The organism is Atlanticothrix silvestris CENA357, assembly GCF_016056295.1.
GTDB lineage: Bacteria > Cyanobacteriota > Cyanobacteriia > Cyanobacteriales > Nostocaceae > Atlanticothrix > Atlanticothrix silvestris.
Genome location: NZ_JAECZB010000102.1, coordinates 1 through 19,970 on the forward strand (window position 1 = coordinate 1; position 19,970 = coordinate 19,970).

Here is a 19,970-nt window from a genome sequence, read left to right on the forward strand (position 1 = left end):
GTCTTACTACTGGAATACCACTGGTCAATGAAAATAACCAGTTTATTCTTCTTTTTGGCAACCCATTCTAAGATTTGTATAAACTCACCAAAAGCCAAGTCTGATATTTTTCTACCCCAAAGACGCTATTCACCCAATGGAGTGCGTTTTATAGTTAAGGTTTTCACTTTTCCTTCAATCTATGTGGATCTACATGAAAACTGTATATAATCACTACAATCACGCAGTCGGATTAGCTACTGTTAATTTAGTCTGGATACCATGTAGACGTAGGAGGGTTTTTGCTAACAATGAAAAGTTAAAATTGCGATGTATTGAGATATTTCAGTCTGTTGCTAATGAGAAAAAATGGATTATCAAGGCAGTAGAGATTGCCTCCGACCATATTCATTTATTAGTTGAGTATGACCCGCATCACTCAATATCTCAAATAGTGAAAGCATTTAAAGGCAGGTCATCAAGATATTTACAGCAAGAATTTCCAGAATTAATGAAACTACCTAGCTTGTGGACACATTCATATATGTTTGACACAACAGAAAAAATCAGCACACAGAAGGTTCTAGAGTATATTAATGACCCACATCACGGCTGAATAAATGAGCCACTGCGTTGCGGGGGTTCCCCCCGTTGTAGTAAGTGGCGTTCAGCCTGTTCGCTTATATCCCCCGATTAAAAATGCGTGGGCTTTACGCATCACAACCCGTAATTCGTAATACTCGCCAAAGGCGAGAAGCAAGCTACGTAATTCGTAATTAAGAAATTCAGATTTTATCTGGGTTTACGAATTTTAATCTGTCGCCAGATTTGAGAAAATTGGTACTACTTCGTTGTAGGTTCAAAGCTAATTTGCTCAGACTCGTATGTTGGTGGCTCGACGTGAATAACAATTCTTACAGGACTAAAGCGTTCTTCTAGTCGGATTTCTACTTCTTCAGTAATGTGGTGCGCGGTTTCTACGTCTGGTGCATCTACTATTAAATGCATTTCAATGAAGACTTGGCGACCAAGAAGACCACGAGAGGCGATGTCATGACAGTTAATTACCCCAGGTACAGAAACAGCGATCGCGTGTATTGCTTCCGGTGCGATCGCCATTTGATCTACAAGCCAAGGTAAATTTTTTTTCAAAACTGACCAGCCACTCCAAAATACCAACAAAGCAACAGGAAAAGCTAACACTACATCCATCCATTGATAACCTAGCCAGACTCCTATTAAGCCGACAATGACTGAGATTGTCACCCAAACATCGCTCATAGTATGGGTAGCATCAGCTATTAAAATTGAACTGCCTACCCGCTTACCTACATAACGTTCGTAAAACGCCACAAAAATATTTATACCCAACACAATTAGTAATAACCACAACTCAGGTGGTGATATTCTGACAATTGCACCACCTTTAAGAATCCGTTCGATCGCACCTTGGAGAATTTCAAAACAAGCGATTCCCAAAAAGGCTGCAATACCTAAAGCTCCCACAGCTTCAAATTTTTGGTGTCCGTAGGGATGTTCGCGATCGGGTTGTGGTGAAGAAAATTTAATCGCAACTAATCCTAAAACATTGTTGGCACTATCTGTCACACTATGCAAGGCATCAGCTAGCAAACTTAAAGAACCTGTCCAATACCCCACAACTGCTTTCAATCCCATGACAAACAGGTTGAGAATTAGAGTGATAACTAAAACCTTTCGCACTTCGGCGCGGTTATCGTAAGCCATAGATAATTTTTGTTTTGAGTTCTATGACTTCTAATGTAAAACCCCTGACATCAATTAAATGTATAAAAGTCTTACGCAGTAAGGATTATATATTGCTGTAGGCTCAAAATTTTAGCCTGTTTATTGCGATTATTTTTAACTACCAGTAGCTACAAGGCTGATTGATGTTAGCGATCGCCTTGGATACAACAGCATATTTTTAGCATTATATAGTAAGAAAATTTTCATTAATTTTTTGTATCGAAATTTTTTAGTGTTAAAAAATTAGGCGTATATATATTTAGATTGATCTGTACCTATCATATCTACGTGTCTACGCGATCGCCTCAACTCGAAATAATATTTTGCTCTGTAGCTCGACCTTAATCCATTCTTGGTGGAATATAAAGATTGATTAAGAAAAGTGATGTGTAAAAAAATATGATAAAAACGTTAACTCAAAGTTTGGCTGGTATTGAGGCTAGGTTACAGATCGATTGGGTGCTGGTCAATACTTGCTTGCAGTTTGCGATTTGGGCGTTCATCTCTCTGTTGTTGGCTGAAGTCTTAAGAGATAGCTACCATGCTTTGTGTCACCAAGTCAGTTGGCTGGCTACATGGCATAATAAGCATCATGCCGCATATCGCCGAGATTTATCGGTAGTTTCCCTCAAAGCTTACCAAGAGTCTCAGCTATACCACGATATTTTAGAGTCGATTCTTTTAGTAGTAGTCTTAACAATAATTGCCTTAGTTGTCCCCCAAATAGGTTTATGGCTGGGAGTAGCCTATGCTTGCACTTTCTTATTGGGTGCATCTCTGCGGTATTTTCAAGGGAAAATTGATACAGACTACAACCATCTACCAGGGCCTTTACAAACAATTCCATCCGTTTGGTGGGTGAATCGGTCTTACCATTGGCGGCATCATTTTGATGATGTCAATGCTTATTACAGTGGTGTCTTTCCTCTCGTGGATAAAATACTTGGTACAGGACTTTCCCTTAAGGGCAAAACCGTGGCTTTAACTGGAGCATCAGGCGCTCTAGGACAAGCGCTAACGGCTGAACTTCTAAAGCACAATGTTAAAGTGGTTGCTTTGACGACTAATCCAGAAAAATTAGCAACACACACTCAGTTGAAAGTGGTTCCTTGGCAATTAGGTCACGAAGCAGAACTAAGGGATAGTTTAGAGAAAGTTGATATTTTGATTATTAACCACGGAGTTAATGTTTACGATAACCGCACACCCCAGGCAATTAATTCTTCTTATGAGGTAAATGCTTTTTCGGCATTACGATTAATAGATATATTTTTGACTACTGTAACCGGGTCACAAGCAAAGGCAACTAAAGAAATCTGGGTGAATACTTCTGAGGCTGAGGTGTCCCCGGCGCTGAGTCCACTTTATGAACTTAGCAAACGGACATTAGGAAATATTGTGACTCTGAAGCGATTGGATGGAGATTGTATAATTCGCAAGTTAATTCTCGGCCCGTTCAAGAGTCAACTGAATCCCTATGGAGTGATGTCAGCACAGCAGGTGGCTCGTGCCATTTTGTTTTTAGCGCGAAGAGATTACCGCAATATTATTGTGACGATCAATCCTCTAACATATCTGCTATTTCCCTTGAAGGAAACTAGTAGCTGGTTATATTACCGAATTTTTAGCAAGACAGCTCAAAAGATAAGGCAATAGGCAATAGGGCATGGGGAAGAAGGGTAAAGGGAAAGGGGAAAAGGGTTTGTTTCTTCATCCTTTTCCCTTTACCCTTTAACCTTTTCCCAAGATTATTGTTCATCCCCTGCTCCTCTGCTCCCCTGCTGCCCTGCCCCTTAGCGGGGATGAAATTCTACCTCTTGTTCTAAAACTGTCAAATTGTAGTTACCAAAGAAATCATGACCTAGTAACCCAATACCTGCTTTTGGAGCGATCGCCACTTCAATATTATTAGCTACAACGCCACCTACAGCAATAGAGTTGACTTTACTAGTGGAAAATTGTACTTGGCTACCATCTGCTATTTGGGCTTTCATCATACCTGTGGGTTCGAGTTTGAGTGTACTCGCCATACCTAGAGTAATCAAAGTACCACTAGCGCCTGTATCTACAATCATCTCAAAAGTTTGTTTGTCATTGAAGGTGACATCAATGATGGGAGTTCCACCCAGGCGGCGTTTGATTGGAACTCGAAAAATTCTTTTGTCTGAAGATACTGAATCTAAAGGTGTTTTTGTCCTGCTACAAAGTTGTGTCAATCTCACAGTTCTTCCAGCAGAGTTAATCATAAAACATGCTCCTGGATCTTCAGCCGTGGCGCGATGGAGATCTGCTAAAGATATCAACGTTGGTATTGCTGTTATCACAGCTAGATTACTAATTTTAATCCAACGTTTCCAAGCATTCTTCATCTTATTTTGCTCTCCAATATTTCCTATCTTTGTTGGTCACTAATATTACTAAAACTAGACATTAATAATTTTAAACAATATAAAAATATAATACTAATTAATCCTCTGATTCAATAACTAGAGGATAATTAATATTATGTAGATTTTCTTGTTTTGGTTTTATCAGAATATCTATAGAGGTTTTTTATTTTTTCATGTATTTTTATAAGATGAAATGCCACCTTACTGAATACATACTACCTGTAATTACTAAGGGAAGAATTGAAGATTAGGTAAAGACATGATAAAACTACCTAATCTAATTTTAAAGGTATCAGCTTAATAAATGCTTGTGTTGCCAAATCTGGTTTTTCAGTTTTGGAAATGCGTTACGCCAACTGATTTAATATGCAGCGTGTTGAACTTCTTAAATGGCTGGTAGCTAAAGCCATAAGAGGCGATCTGATCGCTTTACTGTATTACCTCTCCAACCTCGAAGGTTTGCCCTTCTACTGTTACTTGATCGCCTGATACTAATTTCCGTCCTCGCCGGATTTCAACTGTATCATTGACTTTGACACCACCATCAAGAATCATCAGTTTAGCTTGCCCTCCAGTTGAGGCTATACCCACTAACTTTAAAAACTGGTCGAGTTTAATCATGTTGTCACTTGTCGCAATTAATTCACGCTACATAACGCAATGTGTAACTTATTCTTGGAACCCCTCTTTAAACCTTTCCCCAAAACGGAGAGAAGTTTTGATTCTGGCTTCCCTTACCTTGTAGGGAAGGGCTGGGGGTTAGGTTTGAAATAAAGTTGCACACGGCGCTACATCACAACTTAATTTTATGATGCTATCAACTCTTTGTTGCTTTTATGGCTCTCTAGGATTAGGGTCACTACCAATAATTGCTTGAAACACATTTGCTACTAAAAAGAAAAATGCTGCAATTAACAACATGATCATTAAACCTGCAAGACCAGCAAAGGGAGAGACGATAAACAAGACTAAGAATGCAAATATCAAAATTGTTAATAATGTTTGATTCATATTTTTCACCATTTTTAATTTTTACGTAGGCTGTCAACTCGCTGATTAAGTTCTTGAACTTGTTCGTTTAATTTCCTCTGCCGTTGCAGCAAAATTTCTAAATCTTCTTTCGTTGCCAAATTTGCTTTATTAGCAGGAGTCAGTTGATTTAACTGATTGAGGCACGCATTTAACCCAGCCGCAAATTCGTAGCGCGTAACTGGTTGTGAACCTTGATATGTGTTATCAGGATACCCAGATAAGCAACCTGGTTGGGAAGTTGCATTTTGCCCGTTAGTTGGTGTTTGTGATAGTGTTTTTGATGGATAGGAAACAATTGTTGTTAGTACCAAGGTAGTGGTAAGTGTAGCTGAACTGAACAAATTAGCAATTGATGATATCTTCAACATTGGTCGTAACTATCATCTATTTACTCCTTTACCTTATCAAATTAGTTAGGGTAGAAGAATCGGGAAATAGTCTAGGTGTGATCGCTCTTAAGGTAGAGTTAATTTACTCAAAGTTTGTTGCTACATGTACAGCAGTTATGATCGCATTTTTAATCGCAATATCTTTCTGGGCTAACATAATATTTTCCGCAACGGTGCGCTGAGCAACTACACCGCAAACAGCAGCGGCCGCAAATTTATACACACCGCCCATTTTAAATAATGTGCCACATTCCATTTCGTAGTTCAAAATATTCAGCCGCTGATATTCTTCTGTAATACCCTGTAGCGATCGCATTAAATGAGGATTGGCTGAGTCACTGCGTTCTTGTCCTTCATAAAAAGTATCAACTGATGCTGTTATCCCTATGTAATGTTCAAATTCTAATTCTCGTGCTGCTTTAACTAAGGCGACTGTCAAAAAAGGATCAGCAGCAGCAGGATACTCCACAGGCGCAATGTCGTTTGCTGCGCCTTGGCGGCACAATGCCGCACTACTAATCACAATACTCCCAACTGGTATATGAGGTTGAATCGAACCGCAAGTCCCAATGCGAATAATTTGTTGGATTCCTAGTTGTAGCAATTCATTAACGACAATACTCAACGAAGGCGCACCCATACCACTAGTAACAGATAAAATGGGGCGATCGTTGGGTAAGTATCCCATATAGCTATTGAGTCCGCGATTCTCCGATAACAAACGCACATCCTGTAAGTGGGTTTGAGCAATCGAACGCGCACGTTGAGGATCTCCCGATAATAACGCCATCTTGGGAGGCGATGAACCCAAATCATCTAGCCCAAAACCAATGTGATAGAAGCGTTTATTGGTCATATAAGTAAATGCACTACTTAATTCTTGAGTATGCAGTATGCGATCGCAATGTTCAAAATCTTCTACCCACTGGGAATAATTAAACCAGAACCTCTTTCATCACAGAAGAGGGAAATGATACTAATTTTTGTAAATTATATTCAAAAACGATGCCAAATCATACTGGATACCACATAAACTCTATTCTCCATGAAGGAATCCAAACGATTATTTATCAAACTCAAACTCCAAAAACGCCACAACGATTTATTCTAAAAGTCTTGAAAAATGAATATCCCACCTTGGAAGCTTTTACTCGGCTAAAAAATGAGTATCAAATTCAGCAAAACTTAGACCATCCCAATATAGTTAAAGCAATCAGTCTAGAAACTTTTGAAAATCGTGTAGGGCTATTATTAGAAGATTTTGGGGGCAAATCTTTAGCACAGATACTACAAAACGAAAGCCTAAACTTAATTAACTACTTAAATATTGCTATTCAATTAACTAAAGCTTTAGATTATTTACATAAAAACCAAATTATTCATAAAGATATCAAACCTAGTAATATCATTATTAATCCTGAAACAGGTATTGTAAAACTCACAGATTTTGGTATAGCCTCCTGTCTCAATAAAGAAAACCCACAATTTACTAACCCCAACTCTGTTGAAGGTACACTTGCCTATATGTCTCCCGAACAAACCGGGAGAATGAATCGCATTCTTGATTACCGTAGTGACTTTTATTCTCTAGGTGTATCTTTATATGAAATGCTCACTGAGCAAATGCCATTTTTTAGCCAAGATCCTCTAGAGATAGTTTACAACCACATTGCTGTTCAACCTAAAAAGCCACACTTGATAAATTCTGAAATTCCTAGTGCAGTTTCAGAAATTGTCATGAAGTTGATGGCAAAAAATGCTGAAGACAGATATCAAAGTGCAACAGGATTATTAGCAGACTTAGAATTATGCCTCAGTCAGCTAAAAACTAAAGGTGAGATTACTGACTTTGTACCAGGTCGGTTAGACATTTTAAGTCAGTTACTCATTCCTCAAAAATTATATGGCCGGGAACAACAAGTTAACGAATTATTAGCTGCTTTTGAGCGTGTTAATTGTGGAACTAGTGAAATGATGCTAGTCTCTGGGTATTCGGGTATCGGTAAATCAGCTTTAGTTAATGAAGTTAATAAACCCAAAATGATTTATACGCAGCTTTGCAAGCAGGATTAGTTCTGCCTTTAAACGAAGCTTACCGAATTCCTTTAGTTTTTAATCAAGAAGAAGCTGTTGATTTAAATTTAGACACATCACGGGTAAGTTATAAATTCTTACATGACAGAGTACAACAGGCTGCTTATTCATTAATCCCAGAAGCCGATAAAAAATCGACTCATCTAAAAATAGGTCAATTACTTCTAAAAAATACACCTCAACAAGAAATAGAAGCTAATATTTTTGATATTGTCAATCAATTAAATGTAGGTGTTGATTTTCTCCTTGAGCAATCTGAGAAAACTGAACTGAAGATGCCATTAACACATCTAAAGCCAACGGTTATCTCCAAGAAGAAGCCTTAGCTTATGAATTAGCAGGGGAATTTTATTGGTCTTTAGGTAAAGATTTGATTCATCAGACTTATATAACTAAAGCCTATTATGCCTATCTTCGCTGGGGAGCGATCGCAAAAATTAAACACTTAGAATCAAAATATACTTTTTTAAGAGAACAAACTAGTACTACAGAAACTTCTGCTTTCCAATTAGATGTCACTCACATTGCTACTAAAACTACTACCGTTAATGATTTTACAACATCGCTTGAAAGCGAATCATCACCGTCAAGCCATTCAAATAATTAAAGAATATGGAGTTATTCCGGCGGTAAAATGCTATCTGGGGCAATTAAATCAAGTATTCATGAATATTTTAGCAAATGCCATTGATGCTTTAGAAGATGCAAATAATAAGCTGAGTTTTGCAGAAATTAAATCAAATCATCCTAACATTATTACCATCACTACAAAGATGGCTGAAGACCAGCAAAATGTAATGATTAAAATTAAAGACAACGGTAAAGGAATGACAGAAGAAATCAAAACCTGTATTTTTGATCACCTATTTACGACTAAATCTGTAGGACAAGGTACGGGTTTAGGATTATCTATCAGTCAAAAAATTGTAGTAGAAAATCACGGCGGAAGTTTGATTTGTGAATCAGCTTTAGGACATGGTACAGAATTTGTGATTTCTATACCTGTCCTAGCTGATTGAAATCATTAAAAATTATGGCGTTGCTGAGTGAGAATATGAATTTACCTCACGCAGAGGCGCAGAGTCGCAGAGAGTAAGAGTTGAGAATCCTTGATTTTTGAATTTCATATCTTAATTCAGCAACGCCATAATTATTCTTCTTAATTTTTAATTTTACATTTTTAATTTTTAATTCCCCTAAGGGGCTGACTGTTCACAAGCATTAATACTTACCCAACTACTAGACAACTGACCATCTAGTCCGTCATACCATTCCTTTTTCCAAATAGGGGCATTGTGTTTGAGGGTATCAATGGCATATTGGCAAGCTGCAAATGCCTCACCGCGATGAGGACAACCAACTGCTACTAAAACACTAATTTCTCCAACCTGTAAACGCCCAGTACGATGATAAATTACTACCCGCTGCACATCAGGCCAAGAGGAGCGAATATCAGCAGCGATTTGATAAAATACTCGCAATGCCATTGGTTCGTATGCTTGATATTCTAAAGCAACTACAGGTTGTCCATCGGTTTGATTGCGAACCATGCCACTCATTACCACTACTGCACCATTGGCTGGGTCATTAGCTTTAGCATAGATTTCTTCAATAGATAATGGCGCAAAGGTAATGGCAAAACTATCTTCAGTTCTTGGTTTAATTGCAGAATTTAGTGTAGTTGTCATACAAAGATTATTAAGCTACATAGGCAAGTTTAAATCAGCAGCGATCGCATCTAAATAAGGTTGAAAAATCGCCAAATTTTCTAGCTTCTCAAACTTCCCGGTTACAGAACCTGGGTCAAAAGCTGTATTAATTACGTAAAGTGCTGTGCCATCAAAAGCTACATGACCGATATGTTGTTCTTGAACTCCACCTTCTTGTTTGAGTCCTACAAACCCATAGCGTAATCCCTGAAGCTTACCGACTGGCACCTGTTGTGGTGGGTAGGCTGAGAAAACGATTTTGTTGCTATATGTACTTTGACGATCTTTTGCCAAAGTTGTATCTAAGTCTGCAACCCAAATTTTAAGTGCTGCTAATACTTGGTTTTGGTGCTTGGGACTTTGGTAATCTATTTTAGAACCAAGTGGAATCCCACTTGCTATTAGATTCTTTTGGAAATCAGGATTATTGTTTACTGGATAAACTCCAATCTCCACAGTACCGAGAATTTCTCCTTGGGAAGACACACATAATAGAGGAGCATTTCCCTGACAAGGAAAAACTTGCCAGCCATTTGGGGCTGAAGTTGTCCCTAATATTTTTTTCCAAATATTTTCTTCTACGGGAGTAGGAGTAATCGCAGGAGTTGTTTGAGAAGAATTGCCTACAGCCGGCTTGACTACAGGATTAAGTTTTTCTACTTTTGTAGAAAACTGGGGAAGAACAAATTTTGCTCCCAGTGGCATCACAACCAGTAAAATAGCACCAAGCAAAAGATGATAAACGCGCAACATTTTTCTTGAAAATCCAAAGCCAGAGTTTGCAGACATACCATTACTAAGATAAGGGAAAAGGGGAAAGGGGAAAGGAATGGAAAAGAAAAAATAATGCGATGTGCGACTTATTCTTGGAACCCCTCTCCAAACCTCTCTCCATTTCGGCTATCCATTACCCGGATCTTTCTTAACATAGCTAAAAGCAAGTCATGGAGGAGGTTATAAGTAGAAGAAACATTTTTAGTATTGACAAAGATATGGAAATATGTGGTAAAGCTTCTCGAAAAGCTATTGCTTTTAGAGAAGCTTTAGGATGAACTGTGATTAGTTTTGAGTTCCCAGGTTGCAGCAATATCATATAACCTTCTCAAACCACGCCAAATAGTTTTAACACTAGGCTTGCGGTACACTACTTGCTGGCTGTGCTGCCAAGTCTTCTACTATACGTATCAGCCGTTTGTTTCGCCTTGTATCTCCTAAATCAGCTTGTTTCAATTCTTCTTCTGCCCAGTTCAACATCATCCGTTCCCTGCAATTACTCTCACGCTCCAAAACTATACCTGTCAATCCTTTTAGCTTCTTTTAAGTAACTTGTATTTTTGTTGAGAAAGATCCGGGTAATGGATAGCCCTTGTAGGGAAGGGGTTGGGGGTTAGGTTTGAGATAAAGTTGCACACGGCGTAAAATAATAAAACCAAACCCTTCCCCTTTACCCTTTCCCCATTTCCCCTTTCCCGTTCTTCGGTAAGCTAACTATAAATTTAGTTCCTTGACCCACCTGACTGGATAAGGTAATGTTACCGCCATGTAAATCTACACAAGCTTTAGAAATTGCCAGTCCTAAGCCTGTTCCAGGAATTGTATCGACGTTACTTCCACGGCTGAAAGATTGAAACAAGTTTTCTTGATCTGCGATTGGTATACCAATTCCCTGATCTTTGATAGAAAACATCACTTGTGATTCTTTACCGATGAGGTGAAACTCGATCGCACCGCCCTCTGGAGAGTACTTAATTGCATTAGACATTAAGTTGACAAAGATTTGCTGTAAGAGTCCGCGATCGCCCCAAAAGCCTTTAGTATTACCAGTGATTTTAAAAATCAATTCGTGATGTTCCCCGACTGTCTCTCGTTCTTGTTCAATTAACTCAGAGAAAAATTGCAACAAATCGAGTGGAACTGGTTTAAATTTAGTGTTATCCAGTTCAAATTGGTTAACTAAAAGCATATTATCCACAAGCTTGGACATATATCTTGCTTTATGCTCAATAATTCCCAAAAATCTCTGTTGTCTAGACTCATCTAGTTGCTGGCTATGTTTTACCAGAGTTGATGCAGCCGCAAGAATTGAAGTTAAAGGTGTTCGACATTCATGGGAAACTGTGCCAATGATTTGGGATCTAAAAAGGTTGAGTTGCTGTTCTTTTACTAAAGCTGCTTGAGTTTGGGCTAATAATTCAGCTTGTTGGATAGCGATCGCTAATTGTACCGATACTTCATAGAGCATTTCCACATCATCATGTTGCCACTGCCGCTCTTCTGAACTGTGGTGAGCCACTAACAAACCCCAAAGCTTGGGAGTTGGGTTGCCGTTGTTACTGATATTAATGGGAACTACTATATTTGCTTCAGTGTTAAATTGCTCTTTGAGGGTGACACAATTACTTAAACCAACTTCATAAACGTAAGAAATTGGAATCTGAATATTGGGTAAAGACAAAGCGGACAAGTTAGTAGAAATTTCTGTTTTTCCCCTCGTTCCCAATCCCCAGTTTCCACTCCCGACGCGATTTTCCAGAGCTAAAGTGCGACGTGATTCTACTGAGGAGGCGACTATTTTACCACTCATATCTGAGGCAAATTTATACACTATGACGCGCTCACATTTGAGAAGTTGTTGTACCTCCGCTACAGCAGTATTCAAAATTTGCTCTAGGTTCAAAGATTGGCGAATCCGCAGCGCAGTCGTCGCTATAAGGCGCTGTCGCTCTTGAGTTTTGTTGAGTTGGGCTTGTAAATAAGATTGTTTGATGGCGTTGCGGACTGCTAATTGCAGTACATCTGGTTTAAGGTTTTGCTTGACTAAATAATCTAAAGCACCTCGTTTCATGGCTTGTACTGCCACTTCTTCATCACCACGCCCAGTTAACATAATCACGGGCACAGCTGTCTTAAATATCTCCTGCTTAAGTTTATCGAAGAGTTCTAATCCACTCAGATCAGGTAGGCAAAAATCCAGCAAAATGGCATCGCAGTGGATTTTTTGGCACAAGACCAGCGCATCTTCTGCACAGTCAGCCTCCAAAATATGGTACGACTGGTGCGGATCTCGTAAAAGATGTCGACGATAGATTTTTCGATCTGCTGCACAATCATCGATGATGAGTAGCGTCCGTATGTCCAACATAAGAGTATGAGGATCGGGGAGCTATGTAGATCCCTTTTATCCTGATTGTGTTTTTATTGCATAATTCTAAAAATAATATAAAATAAATATAAATAAAATCTAATTTCTTTACTAATCCTAAAGCGATACTCAGTAGGTAGTAGCAAAAGTTAAGAAAATGGGGAAAATAAATCGGGGACAGACAAATAGACGCAGCGACTCCCACAGAAAAATGTCTCTGTGTCCTGTAAGTCTTACCCTTTGTTGTCCTGATTTGCCTACTACCTCATCGACAGAAAATCAAAAAATTAATCCAACCCAGGCGGAGTATTTACCTCTAGCCAGTAGTCTACGAATGCCTGAATTGTTTTTTTTAGTTCCTGAGCATCCATCGGTTTTACCAGATAACCATTTGCCCCCTTTTGGTAGCATAATTCAATGTCTTTGGGGTTAGATGATGTGGTAAACACCACAATGGGAATTTCTCTGAAACTTTTGTCTTGTTTGAGACGCTCTAGAATGTCACGACCATCAATACCAGGTAAGTTGAGGTCGAGCAAAATAACAGAAGGTCTTAGCGCTACTTTAGAGTTGCGTAAGGCATCGCTTTTTTGTTGATAGAGGAACTCTAAAACCTCATCTCCATTAGTACAACGGTGTATGGGGTTCTGGACTGCCATGCGCCGCATCAGGCGTTGTAGCATCCGAAAGTCTTCATTGCTGTCCTCAACAACGAGCAGCGGTTCATGAAGTTTTGTTGTCATTCGTGGTCTTAAATGAGCTTAACAAAAAATAATATTTTGTAATTATCTTAAACTATTCCAGCGTAAAGTAGAACGTCGAGCCAACAGTTAAGCTAGATTCGACCCAGATTTGACCTTCATGCAGTTCTATAATCTTCTTAACAATTGCGAGTCCTGCACCTGCGCCTCCACCGTATTTTTCTTGGGAGTGGAGCCGTTTAAAGAGTCGAAAAATAGTTTCTAGGTGATGTTCTGGAATACCAATACCGTTATCGCGGATATAAAAAACAGGAGTTACAGAAGTTTGGTCTAAAAGGTGTTGGTCTGCATCCAAGTAACCAATTTCAACCCATCGCTCTACTTTATCGTTGTATTTGAACGCATTGCCAATGAGGTTACTGAAAACTTCGTTAACAAGAACTTGGTAACACTGCATTGTCGGTAAAGGGCGGGGAACGCGAATATTAATCAGCTGGGAGTTTTGGCGACTGGCGCGAAAAACTTCAATCACCTGATTGAGCAATTCGTTGAGGTCGGTTATTTCTAGGCGCAGTTGTGCTTGTCCTAACTGCGAAAGCCTTAGTAAAGCATTAATTAGAGTTTCCATTCGCACAGACAAAGATACCACTGTCTGCAAACACTCGACTCCCTCATCATCTAGGATTTCGGCATAGTCTTCTAACAGAACTGTCGAGAAGTTATAAATACCCCGCAAAGGCTCCTTAAGATCGTGAGAAGCTGCATAAGCAAAAGAAGCTAGTTCTCGGTTGCTGCGCTCTAACTCTAAATTAATTTTGGCTAATTCATCGGCTTTTGAGAGGACAATACCCACGATCGCATTTTTGAGAGCAAGGGCACTTTCTAGTTCAGATGGTTGCCAAGGTAGAGAAGTTAATCGCACTGTCTCTTGCCATTGTTCAAAGGATTTTCGCGGACAAAGGGTAATGCTGCCATCTGCCTCAAATTGTATGGAGTCGTTGGGATTACCCGCCCAATTGACTATTTGAATAACTTCAGGGCGAAACCAGAGAATGTAATAGCGCCGGACTTGAGAAATTCGCAGTAACAGCAAGCCGCTGGCTGCATCTTTAAATGCGACAGCCCTAGGGTTAAGCTGCGGTAGAGAATCGGTAGAAAATAGATTATCGCTAACTTGATTGTTTGCCCATTCTACTAATGCCCGCACCTGAGCAATATTTGGTGTTTCTCCGACAAGGGTAATTTCATGATCTAAACAAACCGCTGCACCAGAAGCACTGACAAGATCTAGCAAGCGGATTTCTGGTTTGATAAGAGCATCTATAAAATTGTCTGCCTGCGAAATGGATGCTAATAACTCAGACTGTAGCGATTTGAGTTTTACTTTATAGTCCCATTCCGAATGACTAATTTTGTTTGCTAACTCTGATGACACAATCTGTCCCAACAATTCACACATCTTCCGAACTTCATAAGAAATATACTTGGGAGTTTGATGATGACAGGATATTAACCCCCAAAGCTGCTGCTCTTGAATTAACGAAATCACTAGCACAGCCGCCACGCCCATATTTTGATGATATTCAGCACAACATGAACCAAAACTGCGTAGTACAGAGTAGCTTAAATCAAGAGGCTGATGTGTTATGGGATTTTCAGTTGGAATTAGTTTGACAGATTGAGCAGTTAAATCAGGAATGAATCGCAGCCAGCAGCGCTTGTATAATTCTCTCGCTGGTTCTGGAATATCTGTTGCTGGATAGTGGAGTCCTAAATAAGGTGATAAATTATCTCGTTTGACTTCGGCAATTACAGAACCCGCTTGCTGCTGATCAAATTGGTAGACCATTACCCGGTCAAAACCTGTGATTTTTTGAACTTCTTCAGCTACGAGATGCAAAAATTCTCTTAGGTTTGATGTGTTTTGCATAGTAGCGATCGCTTCACTCGCCCAAGCCTGGAAACTCAAAAAACTCAACTCAGACCTAGAGTCAATCAATTCTAGTTCCAAAATTAGAGCATCTGCTGTGCGATGAGCAATACTTTCAAAGTATCGCTCACCAATCAAAGTCATAATTGTTACTTTAACACCAGTAGTAGTACCAATTTTTTTGGTGAAAGAATGCTTAATTGTTTCTGTTTGCCGAGCATCAAACAAGTAGCTTAAAGGTTGACCCAGCAAATCCTCTGGCTCTCTACCCAAGTATTCTTGGGTATTGTGGCTAACTTGCAGGATCTCCAACTCGTTACTAAGTACTAGTAGGACACCGTGAGGTTGAATAGAGCCAGGTAAATGAATAGCTTTGCGATCGTGGTTAGTCAGAGAATTAGTTGGGGCTATAGTATCTTCAGACTGGCTCATAAATCAACTGATGGAAAGCTGATTTTTACAATGACGCAATTAAACGTCACATTTCTTTAAAGTATAAATCATCAGTGCCTTCAGTTAAGACTAATGTGCAACCTGTTCCTTTATGACAATAAGTACTGTTTGCAGGTAATTCATCCCCTGATACCAATTCGCAATGACGCTCGTTCGCGTAGCGTGTTGTAGACAAGACTCGCGCTTCGCTGCGAAGATCGCAATTCGCAAATAAAGAACTTAGATGCAGCAAAGTTTTCAGAGTTTACATCTGTATCAGATTTTTCGTGAAATGGTATGATGTGGGTATTGTAACTTTCAGAAAATGGTTAGACGAATTTGCTGGCGGTAGTCGTTTGTGTAGTGGCGAATTATATATTTGCCTAAAACTTTTCAAACATCCTCTAATCGGCGTTTATCAGCGTTTATCGGCGGTTAATTATTCATGACTTTGGACTTCTTGCAAAAAGTCTGAACTATCGCCTGAAAGCTTTGCCATATAAGATTTGAGAAATTAGCGAGAATTTTTTACAGATAGGTAAAATGTGAGTCAGATAAAAATCATCACATTTAGTAGTGCAACACTAACATCCAACATCCAAAAACCAAAATTGACTATGGAATTTGGAGTCTTTTTCACTAAAGTTTGAACTTGATTGAGGTCGGTTTGTGCCAATTCGGTTTTACTCAACGACTGAATCAGACTCAAACCAAGAGATTGACTAGAAATGGTTTTGGCATAAGCGGCGTTGAGATAAGGAGTATATTGTGAGTTTCCTGCTGTGTAAGTTTGAAAGAAAGGTAAACTCAAAACGTTCATGTAGTAACGCGCTTGGGAAGCATCGCCAACAACATCCGCAGGTAATGAGACTTGCTGGCTTCCAGGGTTACTATTACCAATCGTGGAGAAGTGAGTTCCACCTAAAAGCATGACGAGATATTTTGGGGAATTCGCAAACCAAGAGAAAGGTCGAATTTGCTCGTATAAAGCTGGTGCAACGGTATCATCACTACTGCCAACAATCATCACAGGAGTTTTAATTTGACTTAAACCAGTTTTGCCAAAAATTGAACTAGTAACAGGGTTAACTGCGATCGCAGCTTTTACTCTCTCATCCTGCAAGTTATACTGTTGACCAGACTTACTCTTTAATGCCAAAGCACTACATTGAAATAGTAAAGACATATTCCAAGTTGTATCCAGTGTCTTTGGTTTACAGTCTTTTTCTAGTTGCTCAAAGTTAATCTTCGCACCAGCTAAAGCTAAAGCAGTGTAGCCACCTAATGATTGACCAAAAACTCCGACTTGTTGGAGATTTAATCGACTTTGAAATCTTGAATCAGACTGGTTACTCTCTTGGAGTTGATTTAATACATATTTGATATCTAAAGGTCGGTCTTTGAATTCGCCTGGTTCTAATACTTCATTAGCTTGTCCATTCAGTGACAATCGTAGTTGTTTCGCATCACTACCAGGGTGATTGGGAACAACCACAACTAACCCGTATGATGCTAGATGGGTGGCTAAATATTGAAAGTTACTGCTATCTGAACCTAAACCATGAGAAACCACAATTACGGGTGCAGGACTCTGAACATTGGGAATATAAATATCAGTTAACAATAGCCGCTGGCGTGTGGAATCGAAAAATTTTAATGTATATTTTTGCGGCTTAAACTTTCCCTGACCCCGTAAATCTGGTAACTGAGCGAGAGATTTTGGAAGGGTAGCAGCTTCTATATTAGACTTTTGAGTAACTGTGGCGATCGCTTGTTGGGTTTGGTTGACTACTTTCTCTAGTTCCCCAGCAATAGCAAAGCTACGTGCTAAATCAATGTGAATACTTTTATTAGGATATTTACGCAACAGATTTAATAGTGTTAAACCTCCTGGTTCAGCAGCAGCAGCAATCAGCGCTGACCGTAAAGCATGAAATCCTGATTGTGGTTGATGAGATTTAGTTTTAATCGCTGTTGCCAAACGATTCAGCAGCGATTCTCCTTGGGGTGTATAGAGAAATTGAGCAGCGACTACCGGACTAACTTTTACAGGAGTAAGTAAAATTTGTTGTAATTCTTGAAACTGTTTCGGTGGCAAATATTGCTGATAAATTGCCAATTCGTCATCAATTACACCATTGTTAGCGTAGTTTTCTAAAGCAGTGACTGAAATTGACAAATCTAAGGCTGAATAAGATGCATAAATTCGTTCTGCTGCCATTACAGAGTTACTAATTCCAAATGTTGGCAGCAGCATTGAAAGAACCAGCAAGAGCGAATTTTTTCTCAGGGTGCTAGTCCAATTACTAAACAAACTATTCATCGCTCAACTGTTTCGGTGATGTTGTTTCACGAGGCGTTGGCTTTGGTAGTTATTCAGACACCCTAGTTAACTTAATATTGTTCGCCTCAATACTTGTAGATGGTTTGAGTTTTTTCTCTTGATTACCAGGTGAAAATTTCAATCAGGTAGAGACACATAAATAAGCAAAGTATTCACCTAGCAAGAGATTAGCTTGCACTCACTGTGAAATCATAACAAATGAAAAATTACCCTGCCTCAGTATTTTTTATGTAGCTTTAAATGTACAATCAATAGCCTCGTTTTTGTATCGATTGAAACCGCTGGCTAAATTTAATTAATTAGACTTTCCTAAGGCGATCGCTACTGAACCACAGACAACTAATAATGCTCCTGTTATGCCAATTAATGTTATATCTTCAGTGGGGATTAAAGAAGGTATAACCACTGATATTAATTCAACGGAAATTAAAGTAAAAATAGGAGCCAAAGCTAATACTGCGCTCACTTTTGATGCTTCCCAATGCTCTAATGATTCTGCAAAAGCACCATAAGCAATTAAAGTATTAAAAGCACAAAAAACTAACGTACCTAAATGTAACCTATTCAGTGTAAAAATAGCTTCTGTTTTGGCTAATGGGGTGAATAATAAAGCACATCCTCCGTAAATAATTAGCATAATATTAGCGGAAGATAAAGATTGTAGCAATTGCTTTTGGGCCAAAGCATAAACAGCCCATGCAACTGCTCCTAACACAACAAAACCACTACCTAAAAGATATGTATTTTGTGCTGTAATTAAGTTAGTAAGTTGGTCATGAAAAAATACCAAATAACCACAAGTAAGAACACTGACACCCAGCCATTGATAGAGTGTATAACGTTCTTGAAAAATAACTAAGCCACCTAAACCTAATAAAAGCACAGCTAATTGAATGAGTACTTCCGCATTAGCAGGAGATGTTAAAGCTAAACCTTGCATGAAAAGGAAGTAGTTAGCTGCCAAAAATAAAGTAGCGATCGCCAACAATTTCCCAGAGACAGAACGTAATTGTTCTAACTTTGGTAATTGACCGCGTACCCCTAAATACACCGCCAGCAACACAAATGATGCCAAAAAGCGAAACCAAATGACGGTATAGACATCAAGTGCTTGCAGCGTTACCTTGAGCGCAACAGGTAAAATTCCCCACAAGAAGACCGTTAATAGCGATAATGCTAGACCTAAACGCCAGCGACCAGAGCTTTGATGTAGTGACATTTAGCGATCGTACCAAAAGTTTGACTAGTAAGACCTCTCTACTTTATTTGAAGCCAAAATAGTTAGGTTTAACAGACTACTACTTCAGTACTGAGTTTTAGCAATATACTTGTGCAACTCCTGTAGAAATGCAGGGCTTTATTTATTTTGCCACTTGTCTAGCCTAAATAAATAACACATCTATTTACCAAAATGGTAAACTTATTATTAGTCCAAATAACACATGGAAATCACCTTTGCTAACGACAAACTGCAAAACCTGTGCGAGCAAAAAAACCTAGGGCAAAGAAAATTGGGTGCAAAATGTGCAAAGAAATTGATAACCCGATTGGCTGACCTTGCAGCTGTTAGCTGTGTTAAGGAATTATTTGCAGGTCGTCCCCATCCCTTAAAAGGAGATCGGGCAGGTGAATTTGCAGTAGACCTAGAAGGTGGTAAACGACTTGTATTTAAGCCAGACAACGACCCCATCCCCCTTGCCGAGGATGGAAGCATTGATTGGTCAAAAGTTACTGCTGTTTGTATTGTTTTCATTGGAGATTACCATGATTGAGACAACCCGAACATTCACTCCAGATTGGGTATCTCCTCCCGGTGATACCATCGCTGATATCTTAGAAGAGCGTGATTGGACACAAGTACAGTTAGCAGAGCGATTAGGCTACACTACCAAACATATCAGCCTACTCATCAACGGCAAAGCACCTATCAATGAAGAAACAGCTCTGAAGTTAGAACAAGTTTTAGGCAGTACAACAGCATTTTGGTTAAATCGTGAAGCCAAATATCGTGCTGGTTTAGCACGGATAGAAGAAGAAAACCGCTTAAAAAAGTAAGCCATA

Annotated in this window: 18 protein-coding genes and 4 pseudogenes; 7 read left to right on the top strand and 15 right to left on the bottom strand. The window is 39.1% G+C overall.

Annotated elements, in window-relative coordinates:
- Positions 1 to 125, bottom strand: a pseudogene (locus tag I8751_RS29910) (zinc ribbon domain-containing protein); the annotation flags it as partial.
- A gap of 68 nt (positions 126 to 193) precedes the next feature.
- Here I8751_RS29910 and tnpA point away from each other — a divergent pair.
- Positions 194 to 595, top strand: coding sequence for an IS200/IS605 family transposase (tnpA, locus tag I8751_RS26715; RefSeq protein WP_214442114.1), 402 nt, complete (start codon positions 194 to 196; stop codon positions 593 to 595).
- Between the two features lie 227 nt (positions 596 to 822).
- Here the strand turns inward: tnpA and I8751_RS26720 are convergent, their stop codons facing one another.
- Positions 823 to 1,725 carry a cation diffusion facilitator family transporter gene (locus I8751_RS26720; RefSeq protein ID WP_214442115.1) on the bottom strand — a complete coding sequence of 301 codons (903 nt, stop codon included), beginning with the start codon at positions 1,723 to 1,725 and terminating at the stop codon, positions 823 to 825.
- Positions 1,726 to 2,145: 420 nt separating this feature from the next.
- Between I8751_RS26720 and I8751_RS26725 the strand changes: the two genes are divergently transcribed.
- The gene (locus I8751_RS26725) at positions 2,146 to 3,402 is read left to right on the top strand and encodes a bifunctional sterol desaturase/short chain dehydrogenase (protein WP_214442116.1); all 1,257 of its coding nucleotides are present in this window, start codon (positions 2,146 to 2,148) and stop codon (positions 3,400 to 3,402) included.
- A gap of 137 nt (positions 3,403 to 3,539) precedes the next feature.
- Here the strand turns inward: I8751_RS26725 and I8751_RS26730 are convergent, their stop codons facing one another.
- The 5 genes from I8751_RS26730 to I8751_RS26750 form a co-directional block, all read right to left on the bottom strand.
- Entirely contained in the window at positions 3,540 to 4,115 is a 576-nt protein-coding gene (locus tag I8751_RS26730; RefSeq protein ID WP_214442117.1) for a retropepsin-like aspartic protease family protein, read from the bottom strand.
- Between the two features lie 450 nt (positions 4,116 to 4,565).
- Positions 4,566 to 4,757, bottom strand: coding sequence for an RNA-binding S4 domain-containing protein (locus I8751_RS26735; RefSeq protein WP_214442118.1), 192 nt, complete (start codon positions 4,755 to 4,757; stop codon positions 4,566 to 4,568).
- 213 nt (positions 4,758 to 4,970) lie between these two features.
- A complete protein-coding gene (locus I8751_RS26740; protein WP_214442119.1) occupies positions 4,971 to 5,147 on the bottom strand; it encodes a hypothetical protein in 177 nt (58 codons plus the stop codon).
- A 14-nt stretch (positions 5,148 to 5,161) separates the two neighbouring features.
- Positions 5,162 to 5,536: an S-layer homology domain-containing protein gene (locus I8751_RS26745; RefSeq protein ID WP_214442120.1), complete on the bottom strand. Its 375-nt coding sequence runs from the start codon at positions 5,534 to 5,536 to the stop codon at positions 5,162 to 5,164.
- 103 nt (positions 5,537 to 5,639) lie between these two features.
- The gene (locus I8751_RS26750) at positions 5,640 to 6,413 is read right to left on the bottom strand and encodes a nucleoside phosphorylase (protein WP_214442121.1); all 774 of its coding nucleotides are present in this window, start codon (positions 6,411 to 6,413) and stop codon (positions 5,640 to 5,642) included.
- Positions 6,414 to 6,562: 149 nt separating this feature from the next.
- On the opposite strand from I8751_RS26750, the pseudogene I8751_RS30525 reads away from it, so the two are divergent.
- The 3 genes and pseudogenes from I8751_RS30525 to I8751_RS30530 all read left to right on the top strand — a co-directional run.
- Positions 6,563 to 7,594 (top strand): annotated as a pseudogene (locus I8751_RS30525) (protein kinase domain-containing protein); the annotation flags it as partial.
- A 20-nt stretch (positions 7,595 to 7,614) separates the two neighbouring features.
- Positions 7,615 to 7,977 carry a hypothetical protein gene (locus tag I8751_RS30615; RefSeq protein WP_449658082.1) on the top strand — a complete coding sequence of 121 codons (363 nt, stop codon included), beginning with the start codon at positions 7,615 to 7,617 and terminating at the stop codon, positions 7,975 to 7,977.
- A 219-nt stretch (positions 7,978 to 8,196) separates the two neighbouring features.
- A pseudogene (locus tag I8751_RS30530) lies at positions 8,197 to 8,670 on the top strand (sensor histidine kinase); the annotation flags it as partial.
- 177 nt (positions 8,671 to 8,847) lie between these two features.
- Here I8751_RS30530 and I8751_RS26765 read toward each other — a convergent pair.
- The 8 genes and pseudogenes from I8751_RS26765 to I8751_RS26800 all read right to left on the bottom strand — a co-directional run bounded on the left by I8751_RS26765 (position 8,848) and on the right by I8751_RS26800 (position 19,128).
- Positions 8,848 to 9,339, bottom strand: coding sequence for a molybdenum cofactor biosynthesis protein MoaE (locus tag I8751_RS26765; RefSeq protein ID WP_214442123.1), 492 nt, complete (start codon positions 9,337 to 9,339; stop codon positions 8,848 to 8,850).
- A gap of 15 nt (positions 9,340 to 9,354) precedes the next feature.
- Positions 9,355 to 10,113 carry a hypothetical protein gene (locus I8751_RS26770; RefSeq protein ID WP_214442215.1) on the bottom strand — a complete coding sequence of 253 codons (759 nt, stop codon included), beginning with the start codon at positions 10,111 to 10,113 and terminating at the stop codon, positions 9,355 to 9,357.
- A gap of 378 nt (positions 10,114 to 10,491) precedes the next feature.
- Positions 10,492 to 10,614 (bottom strand): annotated as a pseudogene (locus tag I8751_RS26775) (IS4/Tn5 family transposase DNA-binding protein); the annotation flags it as partial.
- Positions 10,615 to 10,804: 190 nt separating this feature from the next.
- Positions 10,805 to 12,502, bottom strand: coding sequence for a hybrid sensor histidine kinase/response regulator (locus I8751_RS26780; protein WP_214442124.1), 1,698 nt, complete (start codon positions 12,500 to 12,502; stop codon positions 10,805 to 10,807).
- A 287-nt stretch (positions 12,503 to 12,789) separates the two neighbouring features.
- The gene (locus I8751_RS26785; RefSeq protein ID WP_214442125.1) at positions 12,790 to 13,245 is read right to left on the bottom strand and encodes a response regulator; all 456 of its coding nucleotides are present in this window, start codon (positions 13,243 to 13,245) and stop codon (positions 12,790 to 12,792) included.
- Positions 13,246 to 13,297: 52 nt separating this feature from the next.
- On the bottom strand, positions 13,298 to 15,565 hold the full coding sequence (locus tag I8751_RS26790) for an ATP-binding protein (RefSeq protein WP_214442126.1): 2,268 nt from the start codon (positions 15,563 to 15,565) through the stop codon (positions 13,298 to 13,300).
- A gap of 550 nt (positions 15,566 to 16,115) precedes the next feature.
- A complete protein-coding gene (locus I8751_RS26795) occupies positions 16,116 to 17,888 on the bottom strand; it encodes an alpha/beta hydrolase (protein WP_214442127.1) in 1,773 nt (590 codons plus the stop codon).
- 316 nt (positions 17,889 to 18,204) lie between these two features.
- Positions 18,205 to 19,128, bottom strand: a complete 924-nt coding sequence (locus I8751_RS26800; RefSeq protein ID WP_214442128.1) for a DMT family transporter — start codon at positions 19,126 to 19,128, stop codon at positions 18,205 to 18,207.
- A gap of 223 nt (positions 19,129 to 19,351) precedes the next feature.
- On the opposite strand from I8751_RS26800, the gene I8751_RS26805 reads away from it, so the two are divergent.
- The gene (locus I8751_RS26805; RefSeq protein WP_214442129.1) at positions 19,352 to 19,681 is read left to right on the top strand and encodes a type II toxin-antitoxin system RelE/ParE family toxin; all 330 of its coding nucleotides are present in this window, start codon (positions 19,352 to 19,354) and stop codon (positions 19,679 to 19,681) included.
- Positions 19,674 to 19,964: a HigA family addiction module antitoxin gene (locus I8751_RS26810; protein WP_225894441.1), complete on the top strand. Its 291-nt coding sequence runs from the start codon at positions 19,674 to 19,676 to the stop codon at positions 19,962 to 19,964. The genes I8751_RS26805 and I8751_RS26810 overlap by 8 nt, the downstream gene beginning before the upstream one ends.
- Positions 19,965 to 19,970: the final 6 nt, after the last annotated feature.

Excerpts from the sequence above, each read along its gene's own strand:
- tnpA (WP_214442114.1), top strand. The coding sequence starts at position 194 with ATGAAAACTGTATATAATCACTACAATCACGCAGTCGGATTAGCTACT.
- I8751_RS26720 (WP_214442115.1), bottom strand. The coding sequence starts at position 1,725 with ATGGCTTACGATAACCGCGCCGAAGTGCGAAAGGTTTTAGTTATCACT.
- I8751_RS26725 (WP_214442116.1), top strand. The coding sequence starts at position 2,146 with ATGATAAAAACGTTAACTCAAAGTTTGGCTGGTATTGAGGCTAGGTTA.
- I8751_RS26730 (WP_214442117.1), bottom strand. The coding sequence starts at position 4,115 with ATGAAGAATGCTTGGAAACGTTGGATTAAAATTAGTAATCTAGCTGTG.
- I8751_RS26735 (WP_214442118.1), bottom strand. The coding sequence starts at position 4,757 with ATGATTAAACTCGACCAGTTTTTAAAGTTAGTGGGTATAGCCTCAACT.
- I8751_RS26740 (WP_214442119.1), bottom strand. The coding sequence starts at position 5,147 with ATGAATCAAACATTATTAACAATTTTGATATTTGCATTCTTAGTCTTG.
- I8751_RS26745 (WP_214442120.1), bottom strand. The coding sequence starts at position 5,536 with ATGTTGAAGATATCATCAATTGCTAATTTGTTCAGTTCAGCTACACTT.
- I8751_RS26750 (WP_214442121.1), bottom strand. The coding sequence starts at position 6,413 with ATGACCAATAAACGCTTCTATCACATTGGTTTTGGGCTAGATGATTTG.
- I8751_RS26765 (WP_214442123.1), bottom strand. The coding sequence starts at position 9,339 with ATGACAACTACACTAAATTCTGCAATTAAACCAAGAACTGAAGATAGT.
- I8751_RS26770 (WP_214442215.1), bottom strand. The coding sequence starts at position 10,113 with ATGTTGCGCGTTTATCATCTTTTGCTTGGTGCTATTTTACTGGTTGTG.
- I8751_RS26780 (WP_214442124.1), bottom strand. The coding sequence starts at position 12,502 with ATGTTGGACATACGGACGCTACTCATCATCGATGATTGTGCAGCAGAT.
- I8751_RS26785 (WP_214442125.1), bottom strand. The coding sequence starts at position 13,245 with ATGACAACAAAACTTCATGAACCGCTGCTCGTTGTTGAGGACAGCAAT.
- I8751_RS26790 (WP_214442126.1), bottom strand. The coding sequence starts at position 15,565 with ATGAGCCAGTCTGAAGATACTATAGCCCCAACTAATTCTCTGACTAAC.
- I8751_RS26795 (WP_214442127.1), bottom strand. The coding sequence starts at position 17,888 with ATGAATAGTTTGTTTAGTAATTGGACTAGCACCCTGAGAAAAAATTCG.
- I8751_RS26800 (WP_214442128.1), bottom strand. The coding sequence starts at position 19,128 with ATGTCACTACATCAAAGCTCTGGTCGCTGGCGTTTAGGTCTAGCATTA.
- I8751_RS26805 (WP_214442129.1), top strand. The coding sequence starts at position 19,352 with ATGGAAATCACCTTTGCTAACGACAAACTGCAAAACCTGTGCGAGCAA.
- I8751_RS26810 (WP_225894441.1), top strand. The coding sequence starts at position 19,674 with ATGATTGAGACAACCCGAACATTCACTCCAGATTGGGTATCTCCTCCC.